We start from the raw sequence: 16,827 nt of genomic DNA on the forward strand, positions 1-16,827 counted from the left end.
GAAGTGCTTCGACTATCCAGTCTGTCATGATTTCACGACCACGAGCCATTGAGAATCTCGAGCGACTAACAAATAAATGTGACTGCAATACTAAGCGGAGGGAGAGGGATTCGAACCCACGAACGCCTTACGGCGTCTCCGGTTTTCAAGACCGGTGCAATCAACCACTCTGCCATCCCTCCGTACAGGAATGATTCTAAACCCCGAACCAAGGTTCGGGAAGATCAGACTTTAACATAAGGTAAAACGTACGGCCCTTTCGGAATCACGGCAATTCGCGTTTTCTCGCCGTATTCCTTCACGCAATCTTCCACGGCCTGCTCCACGCTAATGGCCGGTTCCGCAAAACATTCCCGGATCGTCTCGGGAGTCAACCCATCAGTAACGACCTTCACCTTGCAATGCGCCATCACCTTGGCCAACTCTTCTAGCTGCCACTGATCCATGACGAAATAATCGCTGCCCAGAATCCGTTCCTTGAAAATCTTCAAATCGGGATTGTCCTTGATCAAATGAACGAACTCTGGTGAGCCGACACCTTCCGAGAGACTGGCCGCCAGAATGATGGTGCCGCCTTTTTTCACGATCGGCAATGCTCCGGTCAAACCTTTCACGGCCTGATACCAGGTGGTATCCAGCGGATACCCGGCACAGGAAGTCACCACCACATCCAAAGGCTCCGGAACGCCGACCTTCACAATATCCTGGATGTACTCCACTCCCTTGTGCCAGGCTTTAATCATGTCGCCCGCGCCCAGCCAGGTAATCTTGCGCTGCCCATCAATGCAGACATTTACGATAAAGTCGCAGCCAGTCTTCAATGCGATGCGGGTGTTCTCTTCGTGGACCGGATTGCCTTCGAGGATGCCGCAATCAGCCTTGGGATGCTCCAGGAACTTAGGCCCGTGCCAGACTTTGACCGTTTCCAGGGCCGCGATACCCGGGCAGATCAACTTGCGGCCGCCGCTGTAACCGGCCATCAGATGAGGTTCGATCAGACCGGTAGTGATTTTGAGGTCGGCATTCACGTAGTGGGAATCAATCCAGATCGGCACCCCCATCTCGGTGGTTCCGAGGTAGGTGTGTTCGTGCAACTCCTTGCCATGGTGGTTGTAGCACATGTAATTTTTGGCAATTTCTTCGCCAACAAGTTCGATCAGTTCCTCTCCCTCGTTGGGTCGGTGCAGGCCGGTGGCGATCAGAATGCAAATTTTTTCCCGGGGGATACCTCCCGCTTCGAGAGTCCGCAATATTGGCGGGAGCAGGATTTTGTTGGGTACTGGCCGGGTGATGTCACAAATCACGACACAGGCAGACTTTTTGCCTCGGGCCAATTCAAGTAAGGGGGCCGATCCGATCGGGTTTTTCAAGGCGTCTTCCAGGACGGCCTCCGGGTTCTGCAAAGGCACCGTATCAGCAATTTTCAAGGGTTCCAGGGTCCGATTGGCCGGAAGAATGACTTCCAGACCCGTTTTGCCGTAGTCCAATTTAACGCGCATTTGAATGACCTCGCCAGAATCCCACCGGCCTAAAGGCTTGCCGGTCTCGATTCGATTATATAATAACTTTTTGTTGTAAGGTAAGCTTAAGCAACGGACAGGGATATGAGTATTGACAAAAGTCTGAAGCGGAAATCCACCGGGGTCCGCAACCGTAGCGTTTTGAAGCGATCCGAACGCATCCTGGCTCTTCAGGAAAGCGATCGATTCAAGGAAGGCCAGAGTCCATTTGGCCTGCCCAAAGTGCGAGTCGTCAAGATTGTGCTGAAGAAAGCCAAGAAAGAAAAGACTGAAGACGAAGGCGCTGCCAAGGACAAGAAGAAGTAAAAATTTTCTGGGGAAGTCTCAACTTCCCTTCATTTTTGCGCTCGCCCGTCGATTCCCCTCCCTTTTTCAGACCCTTGCTATGTCCAGTGCTTACCTCGCTTTGGGTGGGAATCTGGGAGATCGAGCATTTTTTCTCGATCGTGCCCTGGAACTATTTCGAGCCGAGCCAGGACTTCGCCTGACGCAGGTTTCGCACTACTACGAAACAGCCGCCGTGGGGGGCCCCGCTGATTCCCCAGCTTATTTGAACGCGGTCGCACAAGTAGAGTGCTCGCATACCCCGGAACAACTGCTGCAACTCTGTCTTTCCGTTGAAAAACAGCTGGGCCGAGTACGTTCCGAACCGAATGCCCCGCGCACGCTTGATCTGGATGTCATTCTTTTCGAAGATCTGATCCGAACGGACGATCCGATTCTGCCACATCCCCGCATGCACGAGCGATCCTTCGTTCTGACTCCCCTGGCGGAGATTGCCCCTCAAGTGGTTCATCCGATTCTGCAAAAATCGGCCGCGCAACTCTTGAAGGAATTGCCCGCCGATCCGAGTTCCATTGACGCATGGCCTCGCTCTGCCCCGCAAACTTCTCAGAATCTTCAAAACAAACGGGCTTTTATCGCGGGTTCGACATCGGGAATTGGTAAGGCTATCGCCGACGAATTTAGACGACGGGGCGCGATAGTATTGACCCACGGTCGGAGTTCCTCGGCAGACATTCGCGGCGATCTTTCCCAAACGGCCGAACAGGACCAAGTTTTTCGGACGGCCTGGGCAATGCGCTCCGGTTTAGACATCTGGATCCAGGTGGCCGGTGCGGACACTCTGACAGGTGAAGCGGCTCGCTGGTCGTTTGATCGCAAGCTGCAGGAATTGCTGGCCGTGGATGTTACAGCCTGTATGCGCATGACCCGCCAGGCCGGCGAAGCAATGAAAGCTCATCGGGGTGGTAGTATCATCACGATAGGCTGGGATCAGGCGGAACTCGGCATGGAAGGAGACTCCGGCCAACTCTTCACCGCTACTAAATCAGCCATTCACAGTTTCACGAAAAGCCTTGCGAAAAGCTTAGCTCCCCATGTACGCGTCAATTGCATTGCACCCGGTTGGATTCGCACGGCCTGGGGAGAGAATGCTCCCGAAATCTGGCAGGAACGCGTTCGCTCGGAAAGCTTGCTGCACCGCTGGGGATTACCGGAAGATATAGCTCGGCTGGCCAGTTTTCTCTGTTCGGATGACGCGGCGTATCTCAATGGACAGGTCATTAACGTCAATGGTGGGATGACGTAGGAAAACCCATAAATTGCCCGGGGTAGGAAACTCCGGTCTAAGATCCGTTGCCCCTCCGGAGTAAAAATACATTTTTTCGTTTATTGTTTTGAAATGCCGGAGGCATTTCAGATTTCAGCCCGGGGTCAGCGCAGCGCCACCCAGGGTATTTAGAAGCGCCACCTCGGGTATTTAGAAGCGCCACCCCGGGTATTTAGAAGCGCCACCCCGGGTATTTAGAAGCGCCACCCCGGGTAACCGAACACGCCCCACCAACTAACCAATCACCCCATCATTTTCCAAAAGTCTTCAAACAAATAGCTGCTGTCATGCGGGCCAGCCGAAGCTTCCGGATGATACTGCACGCTGAAGACGGGCAATTTCTTGTGACGCAGCCCTTCCAGGGTCTGATCGTTGAGATTGATGTGGGTCGCTTCCACTTCGCTCGGCAGAGAATTCGCATCCACCGCGAAGCCATGATTCTGTGTGGTAATCTCCACCTTCCCCGTAATTTGATTCAAAACAGGTTGGTTCGAACCTCGATGCCCGAATTTCAATTTGAAAGTCTTACCGCCCAGGGCCAGCCCTAAAAGCTGATGGCCCAGACAAATACCGAAAATCGGACGTTTACCGATCAACTCTTGAAGAGTCTCGATGCAGCCGCCCAATGCAGCTGGGTCACCCGGGCCGTTCGAGAGAAAAATCCCATCCGGTTTCAGAGCCAGAATGTCTTCGGCTTTTGCGGTTCCGGGCACCACTGTGACGCGACAGCCTGACTGAGTCAAACAGCGGGCGATGTTCCACTTCATGCCGTAATCGAGTGCCACGACGTGGCGTTTGGTCGTGGGCTGAGGGCCCATCATCATACTCTCGGCCAACGGCAAAAGCCCTTCTTTGTCCCAAGAAAAGGCCTTTTCCGGAAGCACCTTCTTCACCATATCCTGGCCGGTCATTCCCGGCAGTTGGGCGGCCCGCGTGGTCAGTTCCACATCATCCAGAATTTCGGTGGAAAGCACACCCGTCAGTGATCCGCGTACTCGCAAACGTCGAACCAAGGCTCGAGTGTCGATTTTCTCCAATCCGATGATATTGTTCTTCTTCAGATAGCCATCGAGGTCGATCTGCGATCGGAAGTTGCTCGGCAAAGGAGTGAGTTCACGCACAATGAACCCCTCAACCTGTGGCCGTTGCGATTCATCGTCATCGGTGGTGATGCCGTAATTGCCGATCAGGGGATAAGTCATGGTGACGATCTGCCCCTTATAGGACGGATCGGTCAAAGTTTCCTGATAGCCGGTCATACTGGTATTGAACACGACCTCTCCAGTCGTGGTCCCGGTGGCTCCAAAAGCCTTGCCGGTGAATACGGTTCCATCTTCGAGGGCCAGCTTAGCAATTTTACTCATGGTCGGGTGCATATCTCTCAACGCGTGCGGCGCAAACTCCTATTGAGATATACAAATTGGCCGGGAGGTCAAATGAAGAGTTCCGGGTATTTGAAAGAACTGACAAAAAACTGACAAACCCAAATTCGTGCGAAGCCTCAATCCTCGGCCCCATCTTCCGATTCCTGAGTTTCGAGTCGGAACGGCTGCCAGATGTGCGGCCGAGAAAGCGGTTCGATATGCAGAACCACTTCGCCATTCTGGAAGAGCCGAACGGTCCCGGAGGACTGGCTGACGCAGACGGCGATCGCGTGCGTTTTCTGGCTGATCGCGGCGGCGGCGGCATGCCGGCTGCCGAAGCCCTTGTTCAGTACGATTCCCTCGGTGGAAACTTCGAGCAGCATACAAGCCGCGACGGCTACTCCATCGCGACCGATAATGATCGCCCCATCAAGTTGGGCGATATCCTTGATCTGCTCGCGTACCCTGCGATCGCGCAGATCTCGCTCCTCGGCACTGTAGCCGCGAAAAGGATTGAAGTTGATCGGCTTTGAAAGGCTGAGAACCTTTCGGGTGTCACCGACCACGAAGATCACGCCAACCGGCTTTCCTTCCCGCCCTTCCCGGCCAATCTCACTGGCCAGATCGATTACCAGTTTCAGCGTCTCCAGCGGAATCTGGGTATCCAGTTTGCGGAGATCCTGAGCGGTCAGTCGCTCCAGGTGTTCCCCGAGATGGATCAGGCTCAAGCTATCGATGTGCTCCGCCCGATCTTCGGTCGTGGCGATACCGTTGTAAAGAACGACGACGTGCGCTCCAGGCTGAATTCTTCCGAGACTTACCGCCTTCAGAAGTGCCAGGCTCATCCGTTCCGTACTGGGCACCGGTTCGGGATCGATGTCGATGACTTCCAGATCTTCGCGCGCTCGTAATTTGGTCGCCGTTTCTTCATTTACGGCGGTCACAATCAACCGGCAGTTTTTCAGATGAGATCTCACTTCGTCCCAATCGAGTGAGGTCTCGGTGAGGAACAGAATGGCATCCGCGGTTTGCGATTTGATGATGTCGCGGGCCGCTTGCAGGAGAGCCAGAGTCTGTTTCGGCAAAGACATGTTTAGCGTTTTCGTCCTGTGGTAGAGATCACCGATTCTAAAAAGATATCATGCACAGTCTGAGGATCGACTCAAAATTGTTCGAAAATCCAATTTTTCGTCGATTCTCCGATCTTCCAATCGTTGAAAGAACCGCATCAGTTCTGATAATTAACATTGCTTGTAAATCGTCTTATAATTCCAAACGGATTTCTGGCCGAACAATTCGTTCGGAACGATGAATGGTCGACACCTCCCATAAGTTCGTCGAGCATCTTCGTGAGAGCGGATTGTTAGAAGCGGATCGTCTGGATGCTTATCTGAAATACCTCGGCGACCTATCTTCCCTCGATCCCAAAGTAATTGCCGACCGAATGGTCGCTGACCGCCTGCTTACGGAGTTTCAAAGTTCCCAACTGCTCAAGGGACGTTCCAAAGGTTTCATCTTGCGCGGCAAGTACAAGATTCTCCGTTTACTGGGCGTTGGCGGCATGGGAAGGGTCTTTCTCGCCGAGCACATGATACTTAAACGTCTGGTGGCCATCAAACTGCTCTCGCCTTCAGAGGCCAAAGATCCTTCGATGCTCTCTCGATTTCTTCGGGAGGCGCGAGCAGTGGCCGCGATGGATGATCCGAACATAGTTCGAATTTTCGATGTGGAAGTAGACGTTTCCAATCCCTTGATGATCATGGAATTCGTCGATGGCACCAGCTTGCAGGAACTGGTTGCGGATGGCGGCCCGATACCGCTCGAATATGCCGCACATTACATCGCACAAGCCGCCTTGGGTCTCCAGCACGCCATGGAACTCGGCTTAATCCATCGGGATATCAAACCGGGGAATCTTCTGCTGGATCGGAACGGCGTGGTCAAAGTTGCCGATCTCGGATTGGCGAAGTTCCGTAATCGTGGCAAGGACAGCACCCTCATCCAGCAGTACGAAAGCGAACGGGTTTTAGGGACGGCGGATTATCTGGCCCCCGAACAGGCGATCGATTCCTCCGCTGTCGACATCCGGGTCGATATCTACGGCTTGGGGGGCACTTTTTACTTCCTCCTCACCGGCGAAGTCCCTTTTCCCGATGCGACAATTCCCGAGAAGGTACTGGCTCATCAGCAGCGACCGGTTGAATCCGTTCGAAGGCGCCGACCCGAAATTCCCAAGGAAATTGATGAGATTATAGCTCGGATGATGGAGAAGCGACCTAAGGACCGGTACCAGACGCCGCAAGAAGTTGTCGATGCTTTGAAGCCCTGGTCGAGAAAGCCGATCGAAGCTCCCAATTTTGCCTGGTTTGCCCGCAATCCAGCGACAGTTACGATCGAACACGATCCGGAGGCTTCGACCGACGAGCATCGGATGATCGAGAACACGGCCAAAAAAACGGCACCCAAACCTTCCCGCAAAAGTCCGTTACCTCTCGGCCGGACAAATCGCCTGCGAGATGTCGGCCTGGGCGTGGCGATCGCGCTGTTACTCTGCGGATTACTGTTTCTGCTGCTTCGTTTCGTCGATAAACGGAACAATAAACCTGCCCCTGCTGAGCAGACGTCTCCTGGAGAGGTTACGGCGAAGAAGAACGAGATCCCTGTCGGCAATGCTCCAGCGGATAAGAGTCCGAAGGTCATCAAATTGAGTGAGGTCAAGGATCATATTGATGAAGAAGTGACTGTCGAATTCAAAGTTCGCTCGGCGAACCTGAACGGCTTGAAAAAGGATACGCTTTTTCTCTGTTCCTCCAGCGATTCTCGATACAGCGAATTCACAGTCGTCATCCGTCGCGGCGACGCCGAGAAACTCTATCAAGTGGAACTGGAGGAATTGCGGGCTCGACTCGAAGGGAAAACCATTCGAGTCACCGGAAAAATCGAACTTTATAAGAAAAAACCCGAGAGCGATCAAAAAGGGGATCCCCAAATTCGCGTGACGGAACGCTCTCAGTTGGATATCCCCGCCGAATAATGCAATTGCATTTGATCAACCGGCGGATTCGGCCGGTTTGGAAATATCGATCACCAACTGACGGGCCAATTTATAAGCGTTCCGGATCACGCTTACTCGAACTTCCATCTGCCCATCGGTGAAGTGAGCCCCGGGCTGACTTTTCGGAAGCCCAGCGAGTTCCAGGGTCAGTGGGAGCAAGCTCATGAATTCCCGTTGTTTAGCCTGTTGAGCGTTAGCGGTTTCCGGCGTCATAAGTTAAAGCTCCTTCAAGAAAATAATCGCTATAGTACGCCTTTGGTAGACGGAATGCCAGCACTTCTCGGGTCGAGTTCCACAGCGGTTCTCAACGAGCGGGCAATCGATTTGAAGATGGCTTCGATCAAATGATGGGTATTCGATCCATGATGTGCGACCACATGAAGATTGAGTAAGCCACTCGAAGAAACCGCTCGCCAGAATTCCTCGGCCAGCGAAGAGTGAAAAACGCCTAGAGTTTCGTTCGGAATAGCCGCCTTCCAGACCAGGAACGGCCGGCCGCTGAGATCCACGGCCGAGGTGATCAGCACATCGTCCATCGGCAATGTGCAGTCGCCATAGCGGCGAATTCCCTTTTTATCACCGAGAGCTTCGCTCAGAGCTTTACCGAAGCAAATACCGATGTCTTCCACCGTGTGGTGGGAATCAATGTGCAAATCGCCTTCCGCAAAGACTTCCAGATCGAAGGATCCATGCTTCGCCAGATGGGTGAGCATATGATCCAGAAACCCGACGCCGGTTTGAATTTTGGAGGTACCGGAGCCATCGAGATTCAATTCGAGTTGAATCTTCGTTTCCGCCGTGGCTCGGTTGATTCGGGAAGTGCGTGACATGATCAGATTATATCATGAAGACAGCTGAGCAATCGGTCGATCTCCGCATCGGTACCAACTGAAATTCGCAGACCTTCGCCATAATCCGAATATTGCATATAGCGAACCAGAATTCGCTGCTGTTTCAAAGCTTCGTAAATGGGTTGAACAGGTCGATCACTGCGCCGACACCATAGGAAATTCGCCTGGCTCGGCGTCACCTGAAAGCCTAGCGCTTCCAGAGCCGGCTGCATTCGTTCCCGGGTAGCGAGGATCTTCGAACGAGTTTCCGTCACATAAGCCGTGTCTTGGATCGCCGCCTCGGCCGCCGTGAGAGACAGCACATCGCAGTTATAAGAATCCTTGACCTTAATCATCTCCTGAATGATTTCCGGCTGTGCCACGGCATAACCAAAGCGAATCCCGGCCAGGGCCATCGATTTGCTGAAACTCCGGGAGACGATCACTTTCGGAAGTTTGGCGAGTCGGAGAGCATTGTCCTCCGCAAAATCCGCATACGCCTCATCGACCACCACCGGACAAGGGAGCCCTTCGATAAAAGCCGCTATTTTCTGGATATCGATGAAAGTTCCCGAAGGGGAATTGGGATTGGCGAGGAAAAAAATCGAAGTATCGGGAGGAATCGCGGAAACCGCAGGCAGGGACCAGTTCGGACCAAACGCAACGGTTTGGAACCGAGCGCCCTGGATCTCCGCCAGGCTTTTATAAAGCGAATAACTCGGGGTAAGAGTGACGATCCTCCCACCTTCAGGAACGAAAGTCCGGGTCAGAATGGTGAGGATATCATCGGAGCCGTTACCGATCAGAATGCTTTCCGAATCGATTCCCAGCACTCGGGTGGCTGCTTTACGAAAAGAAATCCCGGAAGGTTCCGGATACTTTCGGAGCTTATCCCCAGTCAAAACCGCCTGAATCGCCTCGAATACTCGGGGTGAGGGCGGATAGGGGTTTTCGTTCGTGTTGAGTTTGACGACTGCCGGGTCGTTGATTTGTTCACCCGGCGTATAACCGGCCATTTTGGCAATATTCGGTCTCAGCCCGATCATCGGGAAAATCCTTCTTCAATTCTCGAGCCAGCTATTTCTTGGCGACGACCGCCGGCTTGACGACTTTCTTTGGTGGCCGGGCGGCCAAAGTTTCGCGTAGACGGATTTGCACGCTGGCGGCATGCCCGGTCAGGCCTTCTTTCTTGGCCAGAAGAATCACATCATCCGCAACCTCACGCAAACCGGTCTTGGTGAAGTTCACAATGCTCGTCTTTTTACGGAAATCGTTGGCACTTAAGCCGCTAGCGTACCGGGAAGATCCCCCGGTGGGCAAGACGTGGCTGGGCCCGGCCGCATAATCCCCCAGAGCAACCGGAGTGAATTGTCCGATGAAGATCGCTCCGGCGTTGTCCACCTTGTCCGCAAATCCTTCCGGATCGCGTGTTTGAATATGGAGATGTTCGCAGGCCAGCGAGTTCACGATTTCAATGGCCTCGGCCTTATCTTTCGTCAAAATCATGCAGCCGTAATCTTCCAGCGCGGCCTTGGCAAGTTCGCCGCGCTCCAGATGAGCCAGTTGCTTGACGATATGCTTTTCCACTTCCACCAACAACTCGGCATGCCAGGTGATCAGGATGGCCACACCGGGGGAGTGCTCGGCTTGCGCTATCAGATCCAAGGCGATAAAATCCGCTTGGGCGGTTTCATCGGCCACCACGATGACCTCGCTAGGACCTGCCAGGCAATCGATAGCGACCTGATTCGAAACGAATTGTTTGGCCGTGCTTACGAAGACATTACCCGGCCCGACAATCATATCGACGGCGGGCAGTCCCTCAACGCCGTACGCCAATGCGGCGACAGCCTGAGCACCACCCACGCGATAAACTTCTTTGACGCCCAGAAGGTGACAGGCGGCCAGCATATCGAGATTGTTAGCGCCGTTGGAAGTTGGCGGCATAACTACTACGATTTCCGGCACTTCGGCCGCCTGAGCCGGGCAAACCGTCATAAGTAAACTTGAAGGATACGCCGCGGCCCCGCCTGGGATGCAGATACCCACGCGTCGTAGCGGCCGATAACGTAGTTGAAGCTCGTAATGTTCCGATAGCGGCAGAGTGGCGTCTTTAGCCAGCAGCCCGATTTGGAATTGCATGATGTTATCGCGCAACCGGCGAATGCAGTCCAAAAATTCGGAACTTGCCGATTGGTAGGCTTTTACCAACTCTTCGTGGCTGACGCGCAGCGTTTTGGCAGTGACCGTTGCTTTGTCGAATTGCTCCGTATATTTAAGGACAGCCGCGAGGCCTTTGGCTTTGACATCGAGGCAGATTTTCTCGACCACTTTTAATGGCGTAAGAGGTTGCCCGAAAACCGCTTGTGTCAATTTTCGGCTGCTGGGAGAGACGATATCGGCCTGGTTATGGCTCATTCTCTCCTGCAACGCGGCCAGATGCTTAGTGCTGGCGGACTCATTGCAGTCGATCCGACGGATTTTCAAAGCGGCCATCTGTGCTTTTTCCTGGAAGACGAACTGTGACCTCGCCTTGGAGAACGGGAAAGCTCGTCCCCGTTGAGACGTGGCAATCCGGGCAATCTGTCACGATGAACAAGACTATACGGACCTTGAGGAGTGATTGCAAGCAAACGATTGATTGATCTACAACGAATTTTAACGGCCATCCGAAAAAACTGTTGGATTCGACATAACTTGGATTTTCAAGATTTTTGCACGGACAGTCATGGAAATCCGTGCGGAATGGTCGCATTAACGCTCGTTTATGAGTCTGATCAATAGGCTCGGCCGAGCCAGAAACAAATTAGCTTTTCAAATCTGGATTTCAGCAAATTCCACGAATTTACACATATAATCTCGCCCAAACAGTAGTATCTCTCTAAGAATATCTACTTAACGCTTGTGCTTAACAGGGAGGATTGTTGTGGCCTCGATCAAATACATCGATGTCCGTAAGGGGATGGTTCTGGTTGGTGAAGATGGATCCTTGATGCAGTGTCTGGAACGAGATTTGAACACACCAGGCAACTGGCGGGCCATTCTGTATCTCAAGATGCGAAATCTGAAGACGGGTTCCATCACCGACAATCGATACAAGCCGGATGACAAAGCCGAACTGGCTTATCTCGATACCCGGGAAATGCAATACTCCTACCGCGACGGCGACAGCTATATTTTCATGGATACGGAAACCTTCGAGCAAACCTCGCTGAAAGCGGAATTCGTTGGCGAACAGATGGTCTATCTCAAGGAAAATGATACTGTCCGCCTGACCGTGTTCGATGGTAAGCCGTTGAGCGTGGAATTGCCCGCTACTGTAGAATTGAAGGTGACGGAAACGGAACCGGGCATCAAGGGAGCTACGGCGCAGGCTCAGTATAAAGGGGCCGTGGTCGAAACCGGTTTGAAAATCAACGTGCCACCATTTATTAATCAAGGTGACATTATCAAGATTGACACTCGGACCGGAGAGTACCTCGGTCGACACGGAAAATAAATTCAAGTTCAGGCCGGGTTTCAAGCTGCATATCCTAAAGAAACCCGGTCAGCGAGCCTTCTCCATGGCAAAACACCGCTGGAAATGCCCCAATTGTAAAGCCAATTTGAATCTCGGTCCTAAGCTGCTTGGTACGAAAATTTCTTGTCCAAGTTGCAAGCAGGAGATCGAGATACCGGCTTCCTTGCCCGACAGCCTCGTCGTTCAGGATGCTCCGATACCCGAGTTTAAGATCCCCAAAACGAGCGATAGCATCTTCGATAGTCCTGAGAAGAGGGATTTTTTGGACGAACCGGCACCGGTACCGGTACTCCCTCCGGTTGTCGAGACACCCGCTGCGACGGAATCCAATCCGTTTGATTTCAGCGGTTCGGAAGCCGAAACGGTTCAGGACGCTCCCAAATCTTCGAAATCCAAGTTCGTAGAACCTAAGACAGCTAAATCTTCGAAAATTCTCGCTCCAGCCAGCACTTCCCGATCCAAAATCGTGCTACCTAACCCCAATGCCGAATCGGGACCGATTTCGGAAACGGAAACCGATGCAGCCCCCGTTTTAGTTCCGCCTTCCTCTAGTTCGGGCAAATCTTCCCGTAGTCTGCCTCCCGCGAAAGCTGACACGGACAATGGGGAAACGGAAATAGCCCCTGTCCCGCGTGTCAAGAAACCGAGCAATCCTATTCCGGCTTTAACCTGGGTGCTGCTGGCCTGGGCGATAACTGCGACCTCCTCGACGATTTACTTGGCGATCCAACGAATGCAGAGTTCCAGCCCCACCCCCCAACGACTTATAACGCCCCCGGGCAACCAACCTGCCCCGAATCCGGAGAGAGCCAAACCGGAGAATGCTCCCGAACGATCCGAAACGCCACCCAAGAATGACAAAACCGAAAAGAAGAAGTAGTTCTGTCTGCCATGCCATTTCGCATAAATAACGTCAGTATTCCCGTCGAGGAAGGGGATGACCTCCTTCATAAAAGACTCAGCGATATTCTGGGACTGCCGCCTGATCAACTGCTCGGTTGCCGGATACTTCGAAAAAGTTTGGACGTCCGAAACAAAAAGACTTTGAAATTCGTTTACAATGCGGAAGTAACACCTCCTAGTGACTGGAAGCCGCGAGCCGAATTCGCCTATTCGTCTTTCACGGTGGAGCCGTACCAGGAACCTCCTTTTGAAATACCGACTCCCGGCTCCAAGGGATTGCAGCAACGCCCGATCGTCATTGGCTCAGGCCCTGCGGGTTTAGTAGCAGCTTATTTCCTGGCCGAGCAAGGCTATCAACCGCTCGTGCTGGAACGGGGCACCCGCGTCACGGAACGAATCAAAGATGTCAAAGAATTCGATTCGGGCGGCCGATTTGAACCCGAAAGCAATTACCTTTTCGGTGAAGGCGGGGCCGGTACCTTCAGCGATGGCAAGTTAACATGTCGTGGCTCGGGCCCCGAAGTGAACCGAGTATTAAAGCTCTTTGCCGATTGCAAAGGGAAACCCTCGGTGATTTATGAGCACCGTCCGCACCTGGGAAGCAACCGACTTCCCGCTGTCGTGAAATCGATCCGGCAGCACATCGAAACTATGGGAGGCGAAGTTCGCTTCGGTTGCAAAGTAACCGATTTACACATCAACAACGGTCAGCTGGAAGGGGTGACCACGAATCAGGGATTTATTCCTGGCCATGCGGTTCTCCTGGCCACAGGTCACAGTGCGCGCGATACGTTCGAGATGCTCCTCCAACGCGGCGTTCCGATCGTCCAGAAGCCATTTCAAATGGGTGTACGCGTCGAACATTTGCAAGATACCGTGAATCGCGTGCAGTACGGCTCGATTCGCTACGAAAACCTGCTGGGGAATGCCGATTATTCTCTCATCGCGAAAGGGAAAGCGGACCTCTTCACCTTCTGTATGTGCGCGGGCGGTTACATTATTCCCAGCGTTTCTGAAGTCGGCTATTTCTGCACCAACGGTATGAGTCTTTCCAAGCGGGATTCCCTCTATTCCAACAGCGGCCTGGTTCTGACGATTCCCACTTCGGAATTCGGCGGAAGCGATCCCTTGGCCGGCGTCCGACTTCAGCAGATTTACGAGAAAAAAGCCTTTGAAATCGGTCGCGGCGAGTACGCCTGCCCCACCCAAAGAGCGAGCGATTTTCTGGCGAATAAAGTTTCGGCCGGGCCCATCAAATCGAGCTACCCCCGCGATTCAATCTCGGTAAACCTCCGGGAAGTCCTACCCGATTATGCAATCGAATCTTTGACGAACGGACTGCCCCGAATGGATCGCGCCTGGCACGGACGTTTTCTGCACGAGGCTATCCTGGTCGGCCCGGAAGCTCGAGGCAGTTCCCCCGTTCGCATTTTACGCGAGGAGATTTCTCGGGAATGCCCCAATATCGACGGCCTCTACCCTGTCGGAGAAGGCGCGGGCTACGCCGGAGGCATCGTTTCCGCGGCGGTCGATGGACTTAAAACCGCCAAGGCGATCATTGCGAAATATCGGCCGCTGAAAAGAAACTGAACAAAGTTGGGAAAACTCCCGGCTATAATTCGGATGTCCCACCCAGCTATTGAAAAAGTGGCTTTCCCCTCCCTAAAGATTGACTGAATGAAAGAAGAGAAATCAGAAGCTTCCTGTGCCGCCGTGGAAATCTGGTTTCAGATGATGCGCACCCACAGAGCATTGGATCGAGTACTTTCGGCCGTTGTAGCGTCGGAAGATTTGACGATTCCGCAAACGGAAATATTGGCGATGCTCTCGAAGAAAGGTCCTCTCCCCCAGCAGGCGTTGGCCGAGGGACTGTGCGTTACCAAGGGGAATGTCGCTCAGGTAATCGACCGTTTGCATAGGGCCGGTTTGCTGACGCGAAAAGAGCTTAAGACCGATCGCCGGGCAAATCTGCTTCAAATTACCCCGCTCGGTAAGCAGAAGCTCGAAAGAATTCATCCGAAATTCATTTCGTTTTTGGATAAAATTTTCGCAGGATTTACAGATACCAGAAGTCGTAAGTTCATTGCGGAGCTTTGCGAACTGGAACGTGCGGCCCGGCCAGACCTTGACTGATCGTAAATTGGTTTACTAATATACTAATTAGCCCTATACCTTTTTGCAATGAGGAACCCATGGCCGAAGCGACCACTACATCTGAACCGGTCAAGTCACCGGTTCGACCGCGAATTTGGCCCGGCGTGGCCATCCTCGCCTTTTTTGCCTTCCTGCTTTTTGTTCCTGGCGAAATCGCACCACGAACAACGTTTCACTTTATGAGCATAGCGGGGGGACTGCTGCTGAGTATTCTCGGATTCATCCTTTGGTGGGCCTTCTATTCGCGCACTCCTGGGAAAGACCGGGTGATGGTGCTGCTGGTCTTTATCGCCGCTGCCGTGGTCGTGGCGAATTTAATTCCGCCCTCTCACATCATGGGACTTTTGCTTTATGCATTCCCCCTCGTTGCGGTGCTCTGTGTCGGCTGGTTAATAACATCGCAACCTTTCAGCTGGCAGCTTCGAAGATCCGTTCTTCTGCTGCTAATTATGATGGGGTGGTCGACCATGCTGCTAGTGCGAATTAAGAATGTAAACGGCGATATGATTCCCGATCTTCGGTGGGTATGGTCAAAGACTTCCGATGAGCTGCGCGAAGAGGAATCGGCGAGCCGGAAAGCGGGCAAGCAGGACGACGCCCCCTTACAACTGGTCTCTCAACCGGGAGACTGGACAGAATTTCGAGGCGCCCATCGAGATAGCAAGGCCGTTAATACCCGCATCCGAACCGATTGGGAAAAAGACCCGCCGAAATTGCTTTGGAAACGCCGGATCGGTCTCGGCTGGTCCTCCTTTAGCGTTGTGGGAGATCTTCTTTTCACGCAGGAACAGCGTCTGCAGGATGAATGCGTAGTTTGCTATAACGCTAAAACTGGCGACGAAATCTGGAAATTCTCGGTGAATAATCGCTTTGTCGATGCGGTTGGCGGCGATGGGCCCCGAGGCACGCCGACGATTAAAGACGGCCGGTTGTATGCTCAGGGGGCAACCGGTAAGTTGGTATGCCTGGATGCGGCCACTGGCAAACAGATTTGGATTCGAGACATTGGCATAGACGCCAATGGGCACGCTCCGCAATGGGGCTATGCAGGCTCTCCGCTGGTATCCGGCAATCTGGTATTTGCCATCCCGCTAGGCGCGAACTCCCAGGGAACCATTGCCTACGACAAGGAAACGGGCAACCCCGTATGGAAGGCTGGGGAAGCGCAGCATACTTATTCTTCTCCGCAGGAAGTTACATTCTTCGGCACCCGGCAAATTCTGGTTTTGAGTGACTTTGGCCTGGAATCTTTCAATCCGGCGGACGGCAAATCGCTGTGGCAATTCCCTCTCACAGTTCGCGGCATGAATCGAGTCGTTCAACCGAACGTGATTGGCGAAGGGGAAGTTCTACTCGGTACCGGTAGCGGCAAGGATCTTGGTACCCAACTGATCAAGGTTCGCAAGGACGGCGAATCATGGACTGCCGAGGCCGGTTGGAACAGCAACCGTCTGAAACCCTACTACAACGACTTCGTTACGCATGACGGCTACGCTTACGGATTCGACGACTCCATATTTGTCTGCATCAGTCTTAAAGACGGCAAATTGAAATGGAAGGGAGGTCGCTATGGTCACGGCCAGGTGCTTCTGCTTCCCGATCAATCGAAGCTACTGGTTTCGGCCGAAGATGGCAAAGTCCATCTTCTGGACGCTACCCCCAACGAGTTGACTGAACTCGGCGAAGTGAAGGTGTTCGATGGTCGAACTTGGAATCACCCCGTCGTCGTTCGCGGTAAGTTGTTCATTCGAAACGATGAAGAGATGGCTTGCTACGATCTGACGGAAACGGGTTCGATGGCCGATCCTGCCAAGTAGGCTAGTAGTTTTCGCCCCTCCAGAAAGCAGCATTTTCTGGAGGGTTTTTCGA

At 53.1% G+C, this 16,827-nt stretch carries 15 protein-coding genes and 1 tRNA gene; 8 read left to right on the forward strand and 8 right to left on the reverse strand.

Features of this window, described 5'->3' with window-relative positions; all coding sequences use genetic code 11:
• Positions 1-95: 95 nt before the first annotated feature.
• A tRNA-Ser gene (locus tag KIH39_RS12005) sits at positions 96-182 on the reverse strand.
• 42 nt (positions 183-224) lie between these two features.
• Positions 225-1,499, reverse strand: coding sequence for a nickel-dependent lactate racemase (gene larA, locus KIH39_RS12010; protein WP_213499732.1), 1,275 nt, complete (start codon positions 1,497-1,499; stop codon positions 225-227).
• A 105-nt stretch (positions 1,500-1,604) separates the two neighbouring features.
• Between larA and KIH39_RS12015 the strand changes: the two genes are divergently transcribed.
• Together KIH39_RS12015 and folK are read left to right on the forward strand one after the other, a co-directional pair.
• The gene (locus KIH39_RS12015) at positions 1,605-1,826 is read left to right on the forward strand and encodes a small basic protein (protein ID WP_213499734.1); all 222 of its coding nucleotides are present in this window, start codon (positions 1,605-1,607) and stop codon (positions 1,824-1,826) included.
• Positions 1,827-1,905: 79 nt separating this feature from the next.
• Positions 1,906-3,111, forward strand: coding sequence for a 2-amino-4-hydroxy-6-hydroxymethyldihydropteridine diphosphokinase (gene folK, locus KIH39_RS12020; protein WP_213499736.1), 1,206 nt, complete (start codon positions 1,906-1,908; stop codon positions 3,109-3,111).
• A 263-nt stretch (positions 3,112-3,374) separates the two neighbouring features.
• Here folK and carA read toward each other — a convergent pair whose 3' ends face one another.
• Positions 3,375-4,496, reverse strand: coding sequence for a glutamine-hydrolyzing carbamoyl-phosphate synthase small subunit (gene carA / locus KIH39_RS12025; protein WP_213499738.1), 1,122 nt, complete (start codon positions 4,494-4,496; stop codon positions 3,375-3,377).
• Positions 4,497-4,633: 137 nt separating this feature from the next.
• On the reverse strand, positions 4,634-5,587 hold the full coding sequence (locus KIH39_RS12030) for a DNA integrity scanning protein DisA nucleotide-binding domain protein (protein ID WP_213499740.1): 954 nt from the start codon (positions 5,585-5,587) through the stop codon (positions 4,634-4,636).
• A gap of 221 nt (positions 5,588-5,808) precedes the next feature.
• On the opposite strand from KIH39_RS12030, the gene KIH39_RS12035 reads away from it, so the two are divergent.
• Positions 5,809-7,530: a serine/threonine protein kinase gene (locus KIH39_RS12035; protein WP_213499742.1), complete on the forward strand. Its 1,722-nt coding sequence runs from the start codon at positions 5,809-5,811 to the stop codon at positions 7,528-7,530.
• A 15-nt stretch (positions 7,531-7,545) separates the two neighbouring features.
• Here KIH39_RS12035 and KIH39_RS12040 read toward each other — a convergent pair whose 3' ends face one another.
• Genes KIH39_RS12040 through hisD form a run of 4 tightly spaced genes read right to left on the reverse strand, consistent with a single transcriptional unit; the run spans position 7,546 to position 10,877 of the window.
• A complete protein-coding gene (locus KIH39_RS12040) occupies positions 7,546-7,764 on the reverse strand; it encodes a hypothetical protein (RefSeq protein WP_213499744.1) in 219 nt (72 codons plus the stop codon).
• A 29-nt stretch (positions 7,765-7,793) separates the two neighbouring features.
• A complete protein-coding gene (gene hisB, locus KIH39_RS12045) occupies positions 7,794-8,381 on the reverse strand; it encodes an imidazoleglycerol-phosphate dehydratase HisB (protein ID WP_213499746.1) in 588 nt (195 codons plus the stop codon).
• 2 nt (positions 8,382-8,383) lie between these two features.
• Positions 8,384-9,427, reverse strand: coding sequence for a histidinol-phosphate transaminase (hisC, locus tag KIH39_RS12050; protein WP_213499748.1), 1,044 nt, complete (start codon positions 9,425-9,427; stop codon positions 8,384-8,386).
• Between the two features lie 31 nt (positions 9,428-9,458).
• The gene (gene hisD, locus KIH39_RS12055) at positions 9,459-10,877 is read right to left on the reverse strand and encodes a histidinol dehydrogenase (RefSeq protein ID WP_213499751.1); all 1,419 of its coding nucleotides are present in this window, start codon (positions 10,875-10,877) and stop codon (positions 9,459-9,461) included.
• Positions 10,878-11,307: 430 nt separating this feature from the next.
• Between hisD and efp the strand changes: the two genes are divergently transcribed.
• The 5 genes from efp to KIH39_RS12080 all read left to right on the forward strand — a co-directional run bounded on the left by efp (position 11,308) and on the right by KIH39_RS12080 (position 16,775).
• Entirely contained in the window at positions 11,308-11,880 is a 573-nt protein-coding gene (gene efp / locus KIH39_RS12060; protein WP_213499753.1) for an elongation factor P, read from the forward strand.
• Positions 11,881-11,944: 64 nt separating this feature from the next.
• Positions 11,945-12,781: a hypothetical protein gene (locus KIH39_RS12065; RefSeq protein ID WP_213499755.1), complete on the forward strand. Its 837-nt coding sequence runs from the start codon at positions 11,945-11,947 to the stop codon at positions 12,779-12,781.
• Between the two features lie 11 nt (positions 12,782-12,792).
• Positions 12,793-14,394, forward strand: coding sequence for an NAD(P)/FAD-dependent oxidoreductase (locus KIH39_RS12070; protein WP_213499757.1), 1,602 nt, complete (start codon positions 12,793-12,795; stop codon positions 14,392-14,394).
• A gap of 87 nt (positions 14,395-14,481) precedes the next feature.
• Positions 14,482-14,937: a MarR family winged helix-turn-helix transcriptional regulator gene (locus KIH39_RS12075; RefSeq protein WP_213499759.1), complete on the forward strand. Its 456-nt coding sequence runs from the start codon at positions 14,482-14,484 to the stop codon at positions 14,935-14,937.
• Between the two features lie 59 nt (positions 14,938-14,996).
• Positions 14,997-16,775, forward strand: coding sequence for a PQQ-binding-like beta-propeller repeat protein (locus KIH39_RS12080; protein WP_213499761.1), 1,779 nt, complete (start codon positions 14,997-14,999; stop codon positions 16,773-16,775).
• Positions 16,776-16,827 lie beyond the last annotated feature (52 nt).

Source organism: Telmatocola sphagniphila, from assembly GCF_018398935.1.
Taxonomy (GTDB): domain Bacteria; phylum Planctomycetota; class Planctomycetia; order Gemmatales; family Gemmataceae; genus Telmatocola; species Telmatocola sphagniphila.